This window comes from Metapseudomonas otitidis, from assembly GCF_900111835.1.
Classification (GTDB): domain Bacteria; phylum Pseudomonadota; class Gammaproteobacteria; order Pseudomonadales; family Pseudomonadaceae; genus Metapseudomonas; species Metapseudomonas otitidis.
This window is the reverse complement of the sequence record NZ_FOJP01000007.1, coordinates 1-16,084: the sequence shown is the minus strand read 5'-3', so window position 1 is coordinate 16,084 and position 16,084 is coordinate 1. Positions and strand designations below refer to the sequence as shown.

The 16,084-nt window shown below is 66.6% G+C and carries 10 protein-coding genes and 1 rRNA gene; 4 read left to right on the top strand and 7 right to left on the bottom strand.

The window, feature by feature from the left end; translation table 11 throughout:
• Window positions 1–83 precede the first annotated feature (83 nt).
• The gene (gene uvrD / locus BM198_RS09965; RefSeq protein WP_044405767.1) at window positions 84–2,267 is read left to right on the top strand and encodes a DNA helicase II; all 2,184 of its coding nucleotides are present in this window, start codon (window positions 84–86) and stop codon (window positions 2,265–2,267) included.
• Window positions 2,268–2,516: 249 nt separating this feature from the next.
• On the opposite strand, the gene BM198_RS09960 is transcribed toward uvrD, so the two are convergent.
• The 7 genes from BM198_RS09960 to BM198_RS09930 all read right to left on the bottom strand — a co-directional run bounded on the left by BM198_RS09960 (window position 2,517) and on the right by BM198_RS09930 (window position 12,842).
• Entirely contained in the window at window positions 2,517–3,953 is a 1,437-nt protein-coding gene (locus BM198_RS09960; protein WP_044405769.1) for an NAD(P)(+) transhydrogenase (Re/Si-specific) subunit beta, read from the bottom strand.
• Between the two features lie 2 nt (window positions 3,954–3,955).
• Window positions 3,956–4,270, bottom strand: coding sequence for an NAD(P) transhydrogenase subunit alpha part 2 (locus BM198_RS09955; protein WP_044405771.1), 315 nt, complete (start codon window positions 4,268–4,270; stop codon window positions 3,956–3,958).
• Window positions 4,271–4,282: 12 nt separating this feature from the next.
• A complete protein-coding gene (locus BM198_RS09950) occupies window positions 4,283–5,404 on the bottom strand; it encodes a Re/Si-specific NAD(P)(+) transhydrogenase subunit alpha (RefSeq protein WP_074969656.1) in 1,122 nt (373 codons plus the stop codon).
• A gap of 508 nt (window positions 5,405–5,912) precedes the next feature.
• Window positions 5,913–8,432: a winged helix-turn-helix domain-containing protein gene (locus BM198_RS09945; protein ID WP_074969654.1), complete on the bottom strand. Its 2,520-nt coding sequence runs from the start codon at window positions 8,430–8,432 to the stop codon at window positions 5,913–5,915.
• Window positions 8,433–8,564: 132 nt separating this feature from the next.
• Window positions 8,565–9,935, bottom strand: a complete 1,371-nt coding sequence (locus BM198_RS09940) for a DUF1329 domain-containing protein (protein WP_044403420.1) — start codon at window positions 9,933–9,935, stop codon at window positions 8,565–8,567.
• Between the two features lie 22 nt (window positions 9,936–9,957).
• Entirely contained in the window at window positions 9,958–11,724 is a 1,767-nt protein-coding gene (locus BM198_RS09935) for a DUF1302 domain-containing protein (protein WP_074969652.1), read from the bottom strand.
• 209 nt (window positions 11,725–11,933) lie between these two features.
• Complete coding sequence (locus BM198_RS09930; protein ID WP_044403416.1) at window positions 11,934–12,842, bottom strand: LysR family transcriptional regulator; 909 nt, start codon at window positions 12,840–12,842, stop codon at window positions 11,934–11,936.
• Between the two features lie 180 nt (window positions 12,843–13,022).
• Between BM198_RS09930 and BM198_RS09925 the strand changes: the two genes are divergently transcribed.
• The 3 genes from BM198_RS09925 to BM198_RS09910 form a co-directional block, all read left to right on the top strand.
• Window positions 13,023–14,204, top strand: coding sequence for an acyl-CoA dehydrogenase (locus BM198_RS09925; protein ID WP_044403414.1), 1,182 nt, complete (start codon window positions 13,023–13,025; stop codon window positions 14,202–14,204).
• A 74-nt stretch (window positions 14,205–14,278) separates the two neighbouring features.
• A complete protein-coding gene (locus BM198_RS09920) occupies window positions 14,279–15,502 on the top strand; it encodes a CaiB/BaiF CoA transferase family protein (protein WP_074969650.1) in 1,224 nt (407 codons plus the stop codon).
• A 487-nt stretch (window positions 15,503–15,989) separates the two neighbouring features.
• Window positions 15,990–16,084: ribosomal RNA gene (locus tag BM198_RS09910) — 16S ribosomal RNA — on the top strand; the annotation flags it as partial.

The window sequence follows — 16,084 nt, the reverse complement described above, 5'->3', positions numbered from 1 at the left end:
TCTGGCACGCAGGCTGCGTGCCGTCTGGCCGACCGCCCGGTCATCGGTTTGCCCTGCCTGGGCCGCCCCCCTAGAATGCCGCGATGCAAAACGACCCCGAACTCCTCATCGCGTCCCTCAACGATGCCCAGGTGCAGGCTGTGGCCGCTCCGCTGGGCCGCCAGCTGGTGCTGGCCGGCGCCGGCTCCGGCAAGACCCGCGTGCTGGTGCATCGCATCGCCTGGCTGATCCTCACCGAGGGCGCCTCGCCTCATTCCATCCTCTCGGTGACCTTCACCAACAAGGCCGCTGCCGAGATGCGCCACCGCATCGAGCAGCTGCTGGGCATCAACCCGGCCGGCATGTGGGTGGGCACCTTCCACGGCCTGGCGCACCGCCTGTTGCGCGCGCACTGGCAGGAGGCCGGGTTGGCGGAGAACTTCCAGATTCTCGATGGCGACGACCAGCAACGGCTGATCAAGCGGGTGATCCGCGACCTCGGGCTGGACGAGCAGCGCTGGCCAGCCCGCCAGGCGCAGTGGTTCATCAACGGGCAGAAGGACGAGGGCCTGCGCCCGCAGCACATCCAGGCCGGCGGCGACCTGTTCCTCGCCACCATGCTGAAGATCTACGAGGCCTACGAGGCCGCCTGCGCGCGCACCGGGGTCATCGACTTCTCCGAACTGCTGCTGCGCGCCCTCGACCTCTGGCGTGACAAGCCGAGCCTGCTGGCGCACTACCAGCGGCGCTTCCGCCACCTGCTGGTGGACGAGTTCCAGGACACCAACGCCGTACAGTACGCCTGGCTGCGTCTGCTCGCCCAGGGCGGCGAGAGCCTGATGGTGGTGGGCGACGACGACCAGTCCATCTACGGCTGGCGCGGCGCACGGATCGAGAACATCCAGCAGTTCGCCAGCGACTTCCCGGATGTGCAGACCATCCGCCTGGAGCAGAACTACCGCTCCACCGCGGCCATCCTCAAGGCCGCCAACGCCCTGATCGCCAACAACAACGGCCGCCTGGGCAAGGAACTCTGGACCGACGGCCCGGACGGCGAGCCGCTGGGCCTCTATGCCGCCTACAACGAGCACGACGAAGCCCGCTACGTGGTGGAGAGCATCGAGAGCGCGCTGAAGGACGGCATGACCCGCAGCGAGATCGCCATCCTCTACCGCTCCAACGCCCAGTCGCGGGTGCTGGAAGAGGCGCTGCTGCGGGAGAAGATCCCCTACCGCATCTACGGCGGCCAGCGCTTCTTCGAGCGCGCCGAGATCAAGAACGCCATGGCCTACCTGCGCCTGCTGGACGGCCGTGGCAACGACGCTGCGCTGGAGCGGGTGATCAACGTGCCGCCGCGCGGCATCGGCGAGAAGACCGTGGAAAGCATCCGCGAGTTCGCCCGCGCCCAGGACGTGTCCATGTGGGAGGCGATCCGCCTGCTGCTGGCCAACAAGGGCCTGTCGGGGCGCGCGGCGTCGGCCCTGGCGGTGTTCGTCGAACTGGTGGAGAACCTCGCCGCCAAGGTCCTGGAGATGCCGTTGCACCTGATGACCCAGACCGTCATCGAGCAGACCGGGCTGATCACCTACCACAAGGAAGAGAAAGGCGAGAAAGGCCAGGCCCGTGTGGAGAACCTGGAGGAACTGGTCAGTGCCGCCCGCGCCTTCGAGAACAGCGAGGAGGACGAGGAGCTGACGCCGCTGCAGGCCTTCCTCAGCCACGCCTCCCTGGAAGCCGGCGAAGCCCAGGCCGATGCCTTCGAGGACAGCGTCCAGCTGATGACCCTGCACAGCGCCAAGGGCCTGGAGTTCCCCCTGGTGTTCCTGGTGGGCATGGAAGAGGGCCTGTTCCCCCACAAGATGAGCATGGAGGAACCCGGCCGCCTGGAAGAGGAGCGCCGCCTGGCCTACGTCGGCGTCACCCGCGCCATGCAGCGCCTGGTGCTGACCTACGCCGAGACCCGGCGCCTGTACGGCAGCGAGACCTACAACAAGGTCTCGCGCTTCGTCCGCGAGATTCCCGCCTCGCTGGTGCGCGAAGTGCGCCTGGGCAATACCGTCAGCCGCCCGATGGCCGGCAGCGCCCCGCGCACGCCGTCGATGTTCAGCGGTGCCGAAGTGCCGGAGACCGGCTTCACCCTCGGCCAGCGTGTGCAGCACGCGCTGTTCGGCGAGGGCACCATCCTCAACTTCGAAGGCGCCGGCGCCCAGGCGCGGGTGCAGGTGAAGTTCGAGAGCGAAGGCAGCAAGTGGCTGATGCTGGCCTACGCGAAGTTGCAGCCGCTCTGAGGCCGGTGTGGCCGGGAGGGTCTGGTTTGTCCTTCCGGCCGTTGCTTCCCTGGCTGTACCTGCTCGACCCACCGGGCGCTCCCTGCCTGTCATTTCCCAAGGGCTATGCCAACCTTTGGCTGCTCTCCAGCCCCTTTCCCCGGTGGGCTATTCAGGAGCGCACGCCGTAGTACCCGCCTTAGGCACCACCCATAAAAAACCCCGGCACGAAGGCCGGGGCTGGGAAAGGTGGAGCGCAGGCGTGTGATCTCAGTCCACGGCCTTGACCATGTCTTCCAGGACTTTCTTGGCGTCGCCGAAGACCATCATGGTCTTGTCCAGGTAGAACAGTTCGTTGTCCAGGCCGGCGTAGCCGCTGGCCATGGAGCGTTTGTTGACGATCACGGTCTTGGCCTTGTAGGCCTCGAGGATCGGCATGCCGGCGATGGGCGACTTGGGGTCGTTCTTCGCGGCCGGGTTGACCACGTCGTTGGCGCCCAGGACCAGCACCACGTCGGCCTGGCCGAACTCGGAGTTGATGTCTTCCATCTCGAACACCTGCTCGTAGGGCACTTCGGCCTCGGCCAGCAGGACGTTCATGTGGCCGGGCATGCGGCCGGCGACCGGGTGGATGGCGAACTTCACGGTCACGCCACGGTGGCTCAGCTTCTCCGACAGTTCCATCAGCGCGTGCTGGGCACGGGCCACGGCCAGGCCGTAGCCGGGGACGATGATGACGGTGTCGGCGTTGGTCAGCAGGAAGGCCGCGTCGTCGGAGGAGCCCGACTTCACCGGGCGCTGCTCCTGGCTGCCGCCCGAGCTGCCGGCGTCCGCGTCGGCACCGAAGCCGCCGAGGATGACGTTGAAGAACGAGCGGTTCATCGCCTTGCACATGATGTAGGAGAGGATCGCGCCCGAGGAGCCCACCAGCGAACCGGCGATGATCAGCATCGAGTTGTTCAGCGAGAAGCCGATACCGGCGGCCGCCCAGCCCGAGTAGCTGTTGAGCATCGACACCACCACCGGCATGTCGGCGCCGCCGATCGGGATGATGATCAGCACGCCGATGACGAAGGCCAGGGCCACCAGCACGGCGAAGGCGCGGATGTCACCGGTGAAGGTGAAGTACAGGCCCAGTGCGAGGATGGCCAGGCCCACCAGCAGGTTGACCATGTGCTGGCCCTTGAACACCACCGGGGCGCCCTGGAACAGGCGGAACTTGTACTTGCCGGAGAGCTTGCCGAAGGCGATCACCGAACCGGAGAAGGTGATGGCACCGATGGCCGCGCCGAGGAACAGTTCCAGGCGGTTGCCCTTGGGAATGGCGTCGCCCAGGGTGGCGACGATGCCCAGGGACTGGGGTTCGACCACGGCGGCGATGGCGATGAACACGGCGGCCAGGCCGATCATGCTGTGCATGAAGGCGACCAGCTCCGGCATCTTGGTCATTTCGACGCGCTTGGCCATGATCGAGCCGGCGGTGCCGCCGACCAGCAGGCCGACGATGACGTAGCCGATGCCCTGGGTGGCGAGCTCGGCGCCGAGCTTGTAGATCAGGCCGACGGTGGTGAACACCGCGATGGCCATGCCGATCATGCCGAACAGGTTGCCGCGACGGGACGTGGTCGGGTGCGACAGGCCCTTCAGCGCCTGGATGAAGCACACCGAGGCGACGAGGTAGAGAACAGTGATCAGGTTCATGCTCATGGTCAGTGTTTCTCCGCAGCCGCTTTCGGCGCTTTCTTCTTGAACATTTCCAGCATGCGGCGGGTGACCAGGAAGCCACCGAAGACGTTCACCGCGGCCAGGGCCACCGCCAGGGTGCCCATGGCCTTGCCCAGGGGGGTGACGGTGAGCGCGGCAGCCAGCATGGCGCCGACGATCACGATCGCGGAGATGGCGTTGGTCACGGCCATCAGCGGGGTGTGCAGGGCGGGGGTCACGTTCCACACCACGTGGTAGCCGACGTAGATGGCCAGCACGAAGATGATCAGGTTGTAGATGCCGTCAGAAATCAGGTCCATGTCCGCTGCCCCTTAGCCGTTGGTGCGGACGACTTGCCCGTCGCGGCACATCAGGCACGCGGCGACGATGTCGTCTTCGAGGTTGAGGTGGAACTGGCCGTCCTTGTCGATGACCAGCTTGAGGAAATCCAGCAGGTTGCGGGCGTACAGCGCGGAGGCATCGGCCGGCACCAGGGCCGCGAGGTTGCCGTGGCCGACGATGGTGACGCCGTGCTTGACCACCACCTGGTCCAGCTCGGTGAGCGGGCAGTTGCCACCCTGGGCGGCGGCCAGGTCGATGACCACGGAGCCCGGCTTCATCTCGGCGACGGTGGCCTCGTGGAGCAGGGTCGGGGCCTTGCGGCCGGGGATCAGCGCGGTGGTGATGACGATGTCGGACTGCTTGGCGCGCTCGTGCACGGCCTTGGCCTGGCGCTCCATCCAGGAGGCGGGCATGGGACGGGCATAGCCGCCGACGCCCTGGGCGCATTCGCGCTCTTCATCGGTCTCGAAGGGCACGTCGACGAACTTGGCGCCGAGGGACTCGATCTGCTCCTTCACCGCCGGACGCACGTCGGAGGCTTCGATCACCGCACCCAGGCGCTTGGCCGTGGCGATGGCCTGCAGGCCGGCGACACCGGCGCCGAGGATCAGCACGCGAGCGGCCTTCACGGTGCCGGCGGCGGTCATCAGCATGGGCATGAAGCGCGGGTAGTGGTTGGCCGCCAGCATCACCGCCTTGTAGCCGGCGATGTTGGCCTGGGACGACAGCACGTCCAGGCTCTGGGCGCGGGAGGTACGCGGGGCGGCCTCCAGGGCGAAGGCGGTCAGGCCACGGGCGTTGAGCCGGGCGATGGTTTCGTTGCTGAAGGGGTTGAGCATCCCCACCAGGACTGCACCGGCCTTCATCAGGGCGGCTTCGTCGTCGCTGGGGGCCACGACCTTGAGCACCAGGTCGGCACCGAAGGCGGCAGCGGCATCACCCAGGGTGGCGCCGACGGCTTCGAAGGCGGCGTCGGGAATGCTGGCGTTGATGCCGGCCCCGCGCTGCACGGTGACCTGATGGCCTTGGCCGATCAGCTTCTTGATGGTCTCTGGCGTCGCGGCAACCCGCGTTTCGCCGGCCTGGGTTTCGAGAGGAACACCGATGTGCACGTAAAAACCTCCTGCGTGATCGTTTTACTTATGAGTCCAGTGCACTGCGATGGCGCTCTGGCGGGCGGATCAGCACGACGCCGCCGGGTGCGCATGGCGCGACCAGGACGGGCGCGGCATTTTGCAGGTGAACCGAATGGCCATCAAGGAGTTCTGGAGCAAAACGCAACAAGAACTACAAGTCACCTACTGACCGTTTTCCCGGTGATAAGGTTCGATCTGCCTCCAGCCCTTGTCTAATGGGCCTTTCGGCGTTCTTTTGTCTTCCGTTAGGCGCCGGGGCTCGTGGAAAAACGTCGGGCACGCCGGAACCTCGGGAAGGCTGCGCAATCCTGCCGTGTCCAGCGTGGTGACTGTTAGTCAGCGTTTTTTATAGTTGCCATAAGGTCCCGGAAATCCGGGGCTTCTGTAGTTTTCGTGAATAGTTGACTACAGGGTCAGGTCGCTCTGCGACGGGGCTTTGAGCCGAGTGTGCGGGGTGGGTGTGGCGGATTGTCGCGATGGTGCCTCAGACCAGCAGGCCAAGGGTCTTGGCGCGCATCACGGCCTGGGTGCGACGTTTCACGCCGAGCTTGCTGTTGATCTTCTTGGTGTGGGTCTTGACGGTGTTGACCGAGATGAACAGCCGTCCGCCGATCTCTTCGTTCGAGCAGCCCTCGGCCAGCAGGTGCAGCACCGCCTGTTCCCGCTGGCTGAGCAGCGTCACGGCCGCCGGGGTGCCGTTCGGCAGGGCGGCCCATTCCTGCAGCAGGCCGTTGAGGCCCAGGGCCGAGGCCTGCTGGCGGGCCTCGCGCTCCAGCTGGGCGGCGTCCTCCTGGCCGAGTTGCCGCGCGGCCTCGGCCAGTACCAGGCCGACTTCACAGGCCAGCGGCCGGTACTGCAGGCGCTCGCAGCGTTGCAGGAGGCTGCGCAATGCCGCTTCGGCCTGCTGCGGGCGGCCGGCGCTGAGGTGCACCCGGGCCAGCAGCAGCTGGTTGCGCAGGGGCAGTGTGGGGTAGTCGAGCGGGGCCATCCAGGGGTGTTCGCCTTCGAAGTAGCGCTGGATGCGCAGGCCCACTGGCTCGACCCGTTCCCAGCGGCCCTGGCGGGCCAGCACGCGCATGCTCTGCAGGCTGAGGGCGCCGTTGAAGCACAGGCGCCAGACCTGCCGGCAGTGCATCTGCCGCTCGGCTTCGCGCAGGTGCAGGAAGGCCTGGTCGAACTCGCCCTGGCGCGAGCTGCGTTCGGCGAGGCCGAGGTAGCCGTGCAGGGCGAAGGGGTCGGCGCAGGCCAGGGCCTGTTCCAGGCCGCTGTCCAGGGCGGGGCCGGCTTCGTCGAGGCGACCGTGGAGCAGGTGCAGTTCGGCCTGGATCAGGTGCAGGCGGCCCAGCAGCAGGCCGTCGACGCCCCGGCGCCGGGCGGTGAGGGCGAAGCTCTGGGTGACCAGGCTCTGGGCGCGGGTGAGTTCGCCCCGCAGGACCAGCAGGCGGATGCGGTCGAGGTTGATCAGCACCTCGAAGAGCACGCTGCCCTGGCGCCGGGCCAGTTCGAGGGCGTCGTGGAGCAGGGCGGCGGCCTGGTCGGGTTCGCCTTCGGCCATGGCCAGCCGGGCCAGGGCGGAGTGGCACAGCAGCAGCGGCATCCAGTCCCGTTCGGGCAGGTGTTCCAGGGCTTCGCGGCAGTGCTGCCGGGCTTCGCTGGCGGAGCGTCCGCGCAGGGCGGTGAGCACGCCCTGCAGGGCCTGGCCGTTGGCGATCAGCTTGCGGTTGCGCCGTGCGTCGGCCTGGGGCAGGAAGCGGCCGAGGTGCTCGATGCAGGCCTGGGCCTCGTCCAGGCGCCAGGCCAGCAACAGGGCCCAGGCGCTGAGGGTGAGCAGGCGCGGGGTGCTTTCCAGCAGCACCTGGGGCAGGCGGTCGCGCCAGGCGAGCAGGTGGGCGAGGTGCTGTTCGCCGGTGAGCCATTCCTGGCCGAGGTGTTCGAGGTAGTTGGCGGCGACTTCCGGCTGCTGGGCGCAGAGCGCCTGTTCGATGGCGTCTTCCACCTGGCCGGCGGCGATGAAGACCCGGCAGGCGGCCAGGTGCAGGTGGGTGGCGGCTGCGGGGGCGAGGCGGTTGCGCAGCACCCGGGCGACGATGGGCAGGACGCGGTACCAGCGGCCTTCTTCGTCCAGCGGCATGAAGAAGGCATGGCGGGCGAGAAGACGGGCGAACAGGGCGGCGCCGTCGCCGTCCTCCCAGAGTTGTTGGCAGAGCTCGGCGCTGACCCGGGGCAGGTGCACCAGGGCGAACAGGCAGCGGGCTTCGTCGTCGTCCAGGCGGGCCAGCAGTTCGTGGTCGAGGTATTCCTTGAGCCAGCAGTGGTGGGCGCCGACGTTGCTGGCGGCGGCCGGGGGGAAGCGGCTGCACAGTTGCAGGCGGACGCCGGCGCACCAGCCTTCGCTTTCCGCCCACAGCTCGTCGCGCAGGGTCGGGTTGGCCTGGGGGGCGATCAGGTCCACCAGGCGCTCCTGCTCGTCACGGGTCAGGGCGAGCTGGGCGGCGTCCAGCTCTTGCAGGTCACCGGCCAGCAGTAGGCGCGGCAGGTTCCATTCGGGGCGCTGGCGGGCGCTGACCAGCAGCTGCAGGTTGGGTGGGGTGCGGGCGAGCAGCAGGTCGATGCAGGCGTCCAGTTCGGGTGGCGGGTCGGCGGGGTAGTCGTCGAGTACCAGCCACAGCGGCCGCGAGGGGTCGCCCAGCAGTTGCCAGAGGGCCTGTTGCGGGGGCAGGTCGGGGGCCGGGCGCTGCAGGGCGGTGGCGACCTGGGCGACCAGGCGCTCCACGGGGAGGGCTTCGCCACCGAGGCCGATCCAGGCGATGGCGTCGTGGGTTTCGGCGCCGGCCCGCAGCAGTTCGCTGAGCAGCACGCTCTTGCCGAAGCCGGCGGGGGCACAGAGCAGGCGCAGGCGCGCCGGTTGCTCCAGCAGCGGCGCCACCAGGCGCGGCCGGGGCACGTGCGCGGGCGGCAGGCGGGGCACGCCGGGACGGTCGGGTCGGGGGGCGGTGCGGGGCATGGCGGTTCTCGGTGTTGTCGTTATGGTGAACCGTGGTCGTTCAGGCTAGACATCCGCTGCCATCGCGCAAAGGCCCATGCGCCGGCGTGATGGCGGGTCATAAGGGGGCGCCCGTCCCTGGGCGCGGTGTGCTCAGCGGATGCCGGCGTTGCGCAGGGCGGCGGGGGTGTAGTCGGCGCCGCTGGCCTTGAAGCCGAACTCGGTGCCGTGCTTCTCCTCGTTCTTCAGGCCGAGGGCGATGTAGCGACCGGCGATGATGTCGTAGAGGGCTTCGAGGGTGTAGGCGGAGACCTGCTGGCCGTAGTGGTACTCGGCGTGGCCTTCGCCGACGCGCCACAGTTGGCCGCGACCGTCGTAGTGGTCCACCAGGGCCACCTGCCAGCTGTCCTCGTCGAGGTACATGTGGCGCTTGGCGTAGATGTGCCGCTCGCCGGACTTGAGGGTGGCGACCACTTCCCAGACCCGGTGCAGCTCGTAGCGGGTGAGGTCCTGGTTGATGTGGCCGGGGCGGACGATGTCGGCGTACTTGAGGCTGGTGGAGTCGAGCTTGTAGCTGTTGTAGGGGATATACATCTCCTTCTTGCCGATCAGCTTCCAGTCATAGCGGTCGGGGGCGCCGGAGAACATGTCGAAGTTGTCGGCGGTGCGCATGCCGTCGGCGGCGGTGCCGGGGCCGTCGTAGGCGACCTGGGGCGCACGGCGCACGCGGCGCTGGCCGGCGTTGTAGATCCACGCCAGGCGCGGCTCCTTGACCTGGTCGATGGTCTCGTGGACCAGCAGCACGTTGCCGGCCAGACGCGAGGGCGCGAGGACCCGCTGCTTGAAGTAGAGAAGGATGTTGGCGGCCTTGTCCTTGTCCAGGTCGGTCATGTCGGCGGGGAAGGCGACCTCGTCCTGGAACTGCACGGGGGAGAAGGAACCGTTGGTCTGCGGGGTGACCTGGACCACCAGGCGCCGGGCGTTGCCGCCGCGGTAGCGGGTGATGTGGTTCCACAGCACCTGGACGCCGTCCTTGGGAATCGGGAAGGCGTAGTAGTGGCTGTCGGCGAAGTTGGAGAGGCCGTTGCCGCCGTCCACCGGCTGGGTGTTGAGGGCGCTCTGCCGGGCGGCGGCGTAGATGGCCTCCGGCGCGGCGGCGGTGCGGTGGGTGGGGTAGACCGGGATCTTGTAGGTCTCGGGGTAGCGCTTGAACATCGCCAGCTGCCCTTCGGAGAGCCTGGCTTTGTACTGGTCGACGTTCTGGGCGGTGATGGTGAACAGGGGCTTCTCGCTGGCGAAGGGGTCGGCGAGGAAGCCGTTGGCGTCGATCGGTGCGGCGTTCTTCGCCAGGCCGCCGGTCCAGGCGGGGATGCTGCCGTCGGCGTTGCCGGCCTTCTCGGCGCCCAGGGGGGTGAGGGTGGTGCCGAGTTGGGCGGCCTCTTCGGGGCTGACGGCCGCCATGACCTGGCAGGCCAGCAGGCCGAGTACCAGTGCGCCACCTTGCAGGATTCTTATGGTTTTCATGGTGCGAGTCCTATGCGCGGGGTCAGAAGTTCAGACCGAAGCTGAGGGCGACGAAGTCGCGATCAGTGGTGGGGTTGTAGTGGCCGCCGAAGAAGTCGGTGTAGCTGAGGCTGGCGGTGTAGGTGTTCTGGTATTCGGCGGTGAGGCCGAGGCTGATGGCCTTGGAGCCTTCGTTGAAGTTGGGGCCGTAGCCGTCGACGTCATGGGACCAGGCGAGGCTCGGGCTGAGGTTGATGCCGGCGATGACGTTGGGGTAGTCGAGCACGGCGCGGGCGCGGTAGCCCCAGGAGTTGCTGGTGTAGAAGCCCTTGTCGTTGCACTCGCGCTGGGCGGGGCTGGAGGCGGTGAGGGCGATGCAGGTGGCCTGGGAGGAGAGCTGGCCGGGGCCGTAGATCGGGTCGCGGCCGTAGCGCAGGGAGCCGATGTCGTCGTCGAGGCCGCTGATGTGGTTGTAGCCGACCTCGGCCACCAGGGTGAGACGGCTGGCGCCCATGACCTGGTCGACGAACTGGGTGGCGGTGACCTGGGCCTGGGTGACCGGCTTGCGCTCGTAGCCGTGGATGATGGCGCCGGCGGTGTTGCTGCTGTGGCCACTCTCGAACACCGGTGAGGAGGGTACGGCCAGGGCGGCGAAGGACAGGTCGGTGCTGTTGAGCTGCAGCGGCATGTTGGGGCGGTAGCTGATCTCGCCGGCCACGGAGGTGCCTTCGATGTTGGTCTGGAAGCTCAGGCCGTAGAGGCGGATGTCTTCGGGGTATTCGATGAAGTAGCGGGCGCCCGGTGCACCGGGGATCACCGCGAGGCTCGGGCTGGTGGTGCGGATGGTGCTGAACACCGGGCCACGGCTGTGGTAGTTCATGGCGTAGGCGCCGAACTCGGTGTCGTTGAACTCCGGCACGAACCAGCGCAGGGCGACGCCGAACTGGCCGCTGTCGCGGGCGTCCTTGTCCCCGGCGCGGGGGATGTAGAGGGTGCTGCCGGTGTTGGTGGAAACGCCGGGGGCGAGGTCGGGCCCGTTGACGATCAGGCGGTCGGTGCAGCCGTCGGCGACCACGTCGGAGGTGGAGAAGAAGGTGCCGCAGTTGTCGGCGACGGTCTGGTCCCATTCCAGCTGGTAGAAGGCTTCGGCCGAGAGGTTCTCGGTGAGGCTCTGGGACAGGTAGATCATGTTGACCGGGATGAGGCCTTCCTTGATCTCGGCACCCGGGCGGCGGAAGGCGGCGGCGTCGATGGGGTTGATGCTGTTGATGCTGTTGCCGATGAAGGTGCTCTCGCCCCAGCTCACCACCTGCTTGCCGACCCGGACCGAGCCGGGCAGGTCGCCGAGGTTGTAGTTGTGGTAGAGGAAGGCATCGAGGATCTGCGCGCCGGAGGCCTTGGCACCTTCCTTCCGGTTGTGGTCGTCGATGTCGTAGAACTCGCGGTGCTCGTCCTTGAGTTCGAAGTCATACCAGTACTTGCCACGGATGAAGACGCCGGTGTCGCCGTACTTCAGTTCGAGGTCGTGGATGCCCTTGAAGATCTTCGAGAAGGTCTCGCCCTTCTTGAAGTTGAGGCGGCCGTCGTCGCTGGTCCGCGACAGGGCGGTGCCGCCGCTGGCGGTGGAGATGAAGTCCCGGTCCGGGGCGCGGGTGCTCCAGCTGGCGCCGACGGACAGCGAGGAGTCCAGCTGCCCTTCGATCTCCCCGATGTTGAAGTTGATGGCGAAGGCGGGGGCGCTCAGCCCCAGTGCCACGGCGGCGGCCAGCGCGTGCGGCCGGAAGATTCCGCGCATTGTTCTTGTTGTCATGCGGCTCTCCAGTGAAGGAATGAGGGAGGCTTCATGCTAGTCAGCGCGGTCGGGGCCCATAACTGCCTGAATGGGCGATTTGCGGCATCACCCGTGTGGGTGATGCGGTGGGATGGGGCGCGGGGAAATGACCTGTTCTGGTGCGTCGGGCGGGGATTCGGGCTGGGCTGTCACCTTGCGTGACAGGGCGCTGGGTGGGGTGTTTCGCCTCAGGATTCGCCTGCTTCCTGGCGATACCGGGCGGCGGCTTCCAGCAGCCAGTCGCGGAAGGCGCCGAGCACGGCGGACTCGACCTTGCGCTCGGGGATGAACAGGTAATAGGCCTTGTCGCTGCGGCAGCTGTGGGTGAGGGCAGTGACCAGGCGGCCTTCCTCCAGTTCGCGCTGGATGAGGAAGGGGGGGATGAGGGCGACGCCCATTTCGTGCATGGCGGCCTGGGCGAGCATGGAGAAGAGTTCGTAGCGTGGGCCGCTGAGGTCGCGGGCGACGTTCAGGCCGAGGGAGTTGAACCACTGGCGCCAGGCGTAGGGGCGGGTGGTCTGCTGCAGCAGCGGCAGGCGGGCGATGTCCTCGGCGCTGAGGCTGGTCCGGCCGCCCAGCAGGCTGGGGCTGCACACCGGTACGGAATGCTCGTGCATGAGGAAGTGGGACTGGGTGCCGGACCAGTCGGCGGTGCCGAAGTGCAGGGCGGCGTCGAAGTCGGTGTCGGCGAACAGGAAGGGGCGGGTGCGGTTGGTGAGGTTGACGGTGACTTCGGGGTGCAGGCGCTGGAAGTCCTTCAGCCGGGGCAGCAGCCATTGGGTGCCGAAGGTGGGGACCACGGCGAGTTCGATGGCCATGGCGCCCTGCTGGCCCATGACGGCGAGGGTGTCCCGCTCGACGGCGTCGAGCTGGCTGGCGATGCGCCGGGAGTAGGCGAGGCCGGCTTCGGTGAGCTTCACGCCACGTCGGGAGCGGCGGAACAGTTCGATGCCGAGGAAGTCTTCCAGGCCGCCGATCTGGCGGCAGATGGCGCTCTGGGTGAGGGCCAGCTCTTCGGCCGCCTTGGTGAAGCTCTGGTGGCGGGCGGCGGATTCGAATGCGACCAGTGCGCTGGTGCTGGGAATCTTGCGGCGCATTGTGTACGGCTACCTCACAAGTGACGGGCCTTTGGCGGGGCTATGAAGCGTTCGGAGTGAGAAATTAGCACAAGAGGGTGCGAAAACCTCGTTTGCCGGGCTTGGGGGCGCTGTCTAGGATTGTTCCCCACAACGCGCGGACACTCCGCCTGATCCCATCCCTTATTCGAGGACTTGCCCATGGCTGCCAAAGCTTCCTTCAACTGGATCGACCCGTTGCTGCTGGACCAGCAACTGACCGAAGAGGAGCGCATGGTGCGCGAGAGCGCCCAGCAGTTCGCCGAGGACAAGCTGGCGCCGCGCGTGCTGGAGGCCTTCCGTCATGAGCAGACCGATCCGGCGATCTTCCGCGAGATGGGCGAAGTGGGCCTGCTGGGCGCGACCATTCCGGTGGAGTACGGCGGCAGCGGTCTGAACTACGTGTGCTACGGGCTGATCGCCCGCGAAGTGGAACGCATCGACTCCGGCTACCGCTCGATGATGAGCGTGCAGTCGTCCCTGGTGATGGTGCCGATCAACGAGTTCGGCAGCGAGGCGCAGAAGCAGAAGTACCTGCCGAAGCTGGCCAGTGGTGAGTGGATCGGCTGCTTCGGCCTGACCGAGCCGAACCATGGTTCCGACCCGGGCTCGATGGTGACCCGTGCGAAGAAGGTGGATGGCGGCTATCGCCTGAGCGGCAGCAAGATGTGGATCACCAACAGCCCGATCGCCGATGTGTTCGTGGTCTGGGCGAAGGACGATGCCGGCGACATCCGCGGCTTCGTGCTGGAGAAGGGCTGGGAAGGCCTGAGCGCGCCGGCGATTCACGGCAAGGTGGGCCTGCGTGCATCCATCACCGGTGAGATCGTGATGGACAACGTGTTCGTGCCGGAGGAGAACGCGTTCCCTGAGGTGCGTGGCCTGAAAGGTCCGTTCACCTGCCTGAACTCGGCCCGCTACGGCATCTCCTGGGGGGCGCTGGGTGCCGCCGAGTTCTGCTGGCACACCGCGCGCCAGTACGTGCTGGACCGTCATCAGTTCGGTCGCCCGCTGGCGGCCAACCAGCTGATCCAGAAGAAGCTGGCCGACATGCAGACCGAGATCACTCTGGCCCTGCAGGGCTGCCTGCGCCTCGGCCGGATGAAGGACGAGGGTACGGCGGCGGTGGAGATCACTTCGATCATGAAGCGCAACAGCTGCGGCAAGGCGCTGGACATCGCGCGCATGGCCCGCGACATGCTGGGCGGTAACGGCATCTCCGACGAGTTCGGCATCGCCCGTCACCTGGTGAACCTGGAGGTGGTCAACACCTACGAGGGCACTCATGACGTGCATGCGCTGATCCTCGGCCGCGCGCAGACCGGTATCCAGGCGTTCTTCTGATCCGGTCCCTGTCCGGGCCCTTCTATATATAGAGGGGCCCGGCTCTGCTTATTTCTTCTTCCGCAGGTGATTCCATGGCTGGTGCCCTCTCCCATATCCGCGTGCTCGACCTGTCCCGTGTGCTTGCCGGGCCTTGGTCGGGACAGATCCTTGCTGACCTCGGTGCCGACGTGATCAAGGTGGAGCGGCCGGGGAGTGGCGACGATACCCGCGCCTGGGGGCCGCCCTTCCTCAAGGACGAAAGCGGGCGGGATACCAGCGAGGCGGCGTACTTCCTCTCGGCCAACCGCAACAAGCAGTCGGTGACCATCGACTTCACCCAGCCGGAGGGCCAGGCGCTGGTGCGAAAGCTGGCGGCGGAGTCGGACATCCTCATCGAGAACTTCAAGGTCGGTGGGCTGGCGGCCTATGGGCTGGACTACGAGTCGCTCAAGGCGATCAACCCGCGTCTCATCTATTGCTCCATTACCGGCTTCGGTCAGTTCGGCCCTTATTCCAAGCGTGCGGGTTACGACTTCATGATCCAGGGGCTGGGTGGGCTGATGAGCCTGACCGGTCGTTCGGACCAGGAAGAGGGCGCCGGGCCTGTGAAGGTGGGGGTGGCGCTGACGGACATTCTTACCGGGCTCTATTCCAGCGTGGCCATCCTGGCGGCCCTGACCGCCCGTGAGACCACCGGCCGGGGGCAGCACATCGACATGGCGCTGCTGGACGTGCAGGTGGCCTGCCTGGCGAACCAGGCGATGAACTACCTGACCACGGGCGTTCCTCCCCGGCGCCTGGGCAATGCGCATCCGAATATCGTGCCGTACCAGGACTTCCCCACGGCGGATGGTGATTTCATCCTCACGGTTGGCAACGACGGGCAGTTCCGTAAGTTCTGTGAGGTGGCCGGGCATCCGGAATGGGCGGACGATCCGCGCTTTGCCAGCAACAAGGCACGGGTGGCGAACCGGGCGGAGCTGATCCCGCTGATCCGCCAGGCCACCGTATTCAAGACCACGGCCGAGTGGGTGGCGGCACTGGAGGCGGTCGGCGTGCCCTGCGGACCGATCAACGACCTGGCGGCGGTATTCGAGGATCCCCAGGTGCTGGCCCGGGGGCTGAAAGTCGAACTGCCCCATGCACTGGCCGGTGCGGTGGCCCAGGTGGCCAGCCCGCTGCGCCTCTCCGATACGCCGGTGGAGTACCGGATGGCACCGCCTCGCCTGGGCGAGCACACGGCATCCGTACTGGAGCGTGTGCTGGGGCTGTCGGCGGAGGCTATCGAACGTCTGCGGCAGGAAGGGGTGGTGTAGCCACCTCTATAAAGAGGCCTGGAAGCCGGGCGTAAACTTTTTCCGAAAAGGGGGTTTACACCCATCTTCACTCATGTAGAATGCGCGCCTCGCTGAAGCGGAACGCTCTGCCAAGCGAGCTAAGTTGTTGAGTAGAAAAGAAAATTTCGAAAAATAGCTTGACGGAAGAAAGAGGTGCTGTAGAATGCGCACCTCGCTTCGGAAGAGAAATCGAACGAAGCGCAGGTTGTTGAGTAGAAAGAAAAAATTCTTCGAAAAACAGCTTGACAGAAAGAAAGGCTGCTGTAGAATGCGCGGCCTCGGTTGAGACGAAAGGCTTGATCGAAACGCTCTTTAAAAATTTGAATCAAGCAATTCGTGTGGGTGCTTGTGATGTGAGGCTGGTAGTCGACTGATTATCAGCAACACAAGTAACACTCGTGAATTCGAGAGTTTATTTGCGATTGCTGAGCCAAGTTTAGGGTTTTCTCAAAACCCAAGCAGTATTGAACTGAAGAGTTTGATCATGGCTCAGATTGAACGCTGGCGGCAGGCCTAACACATGCAAGTCGAGCGGATGAGTGGAGCTTGCTCCATGATTCA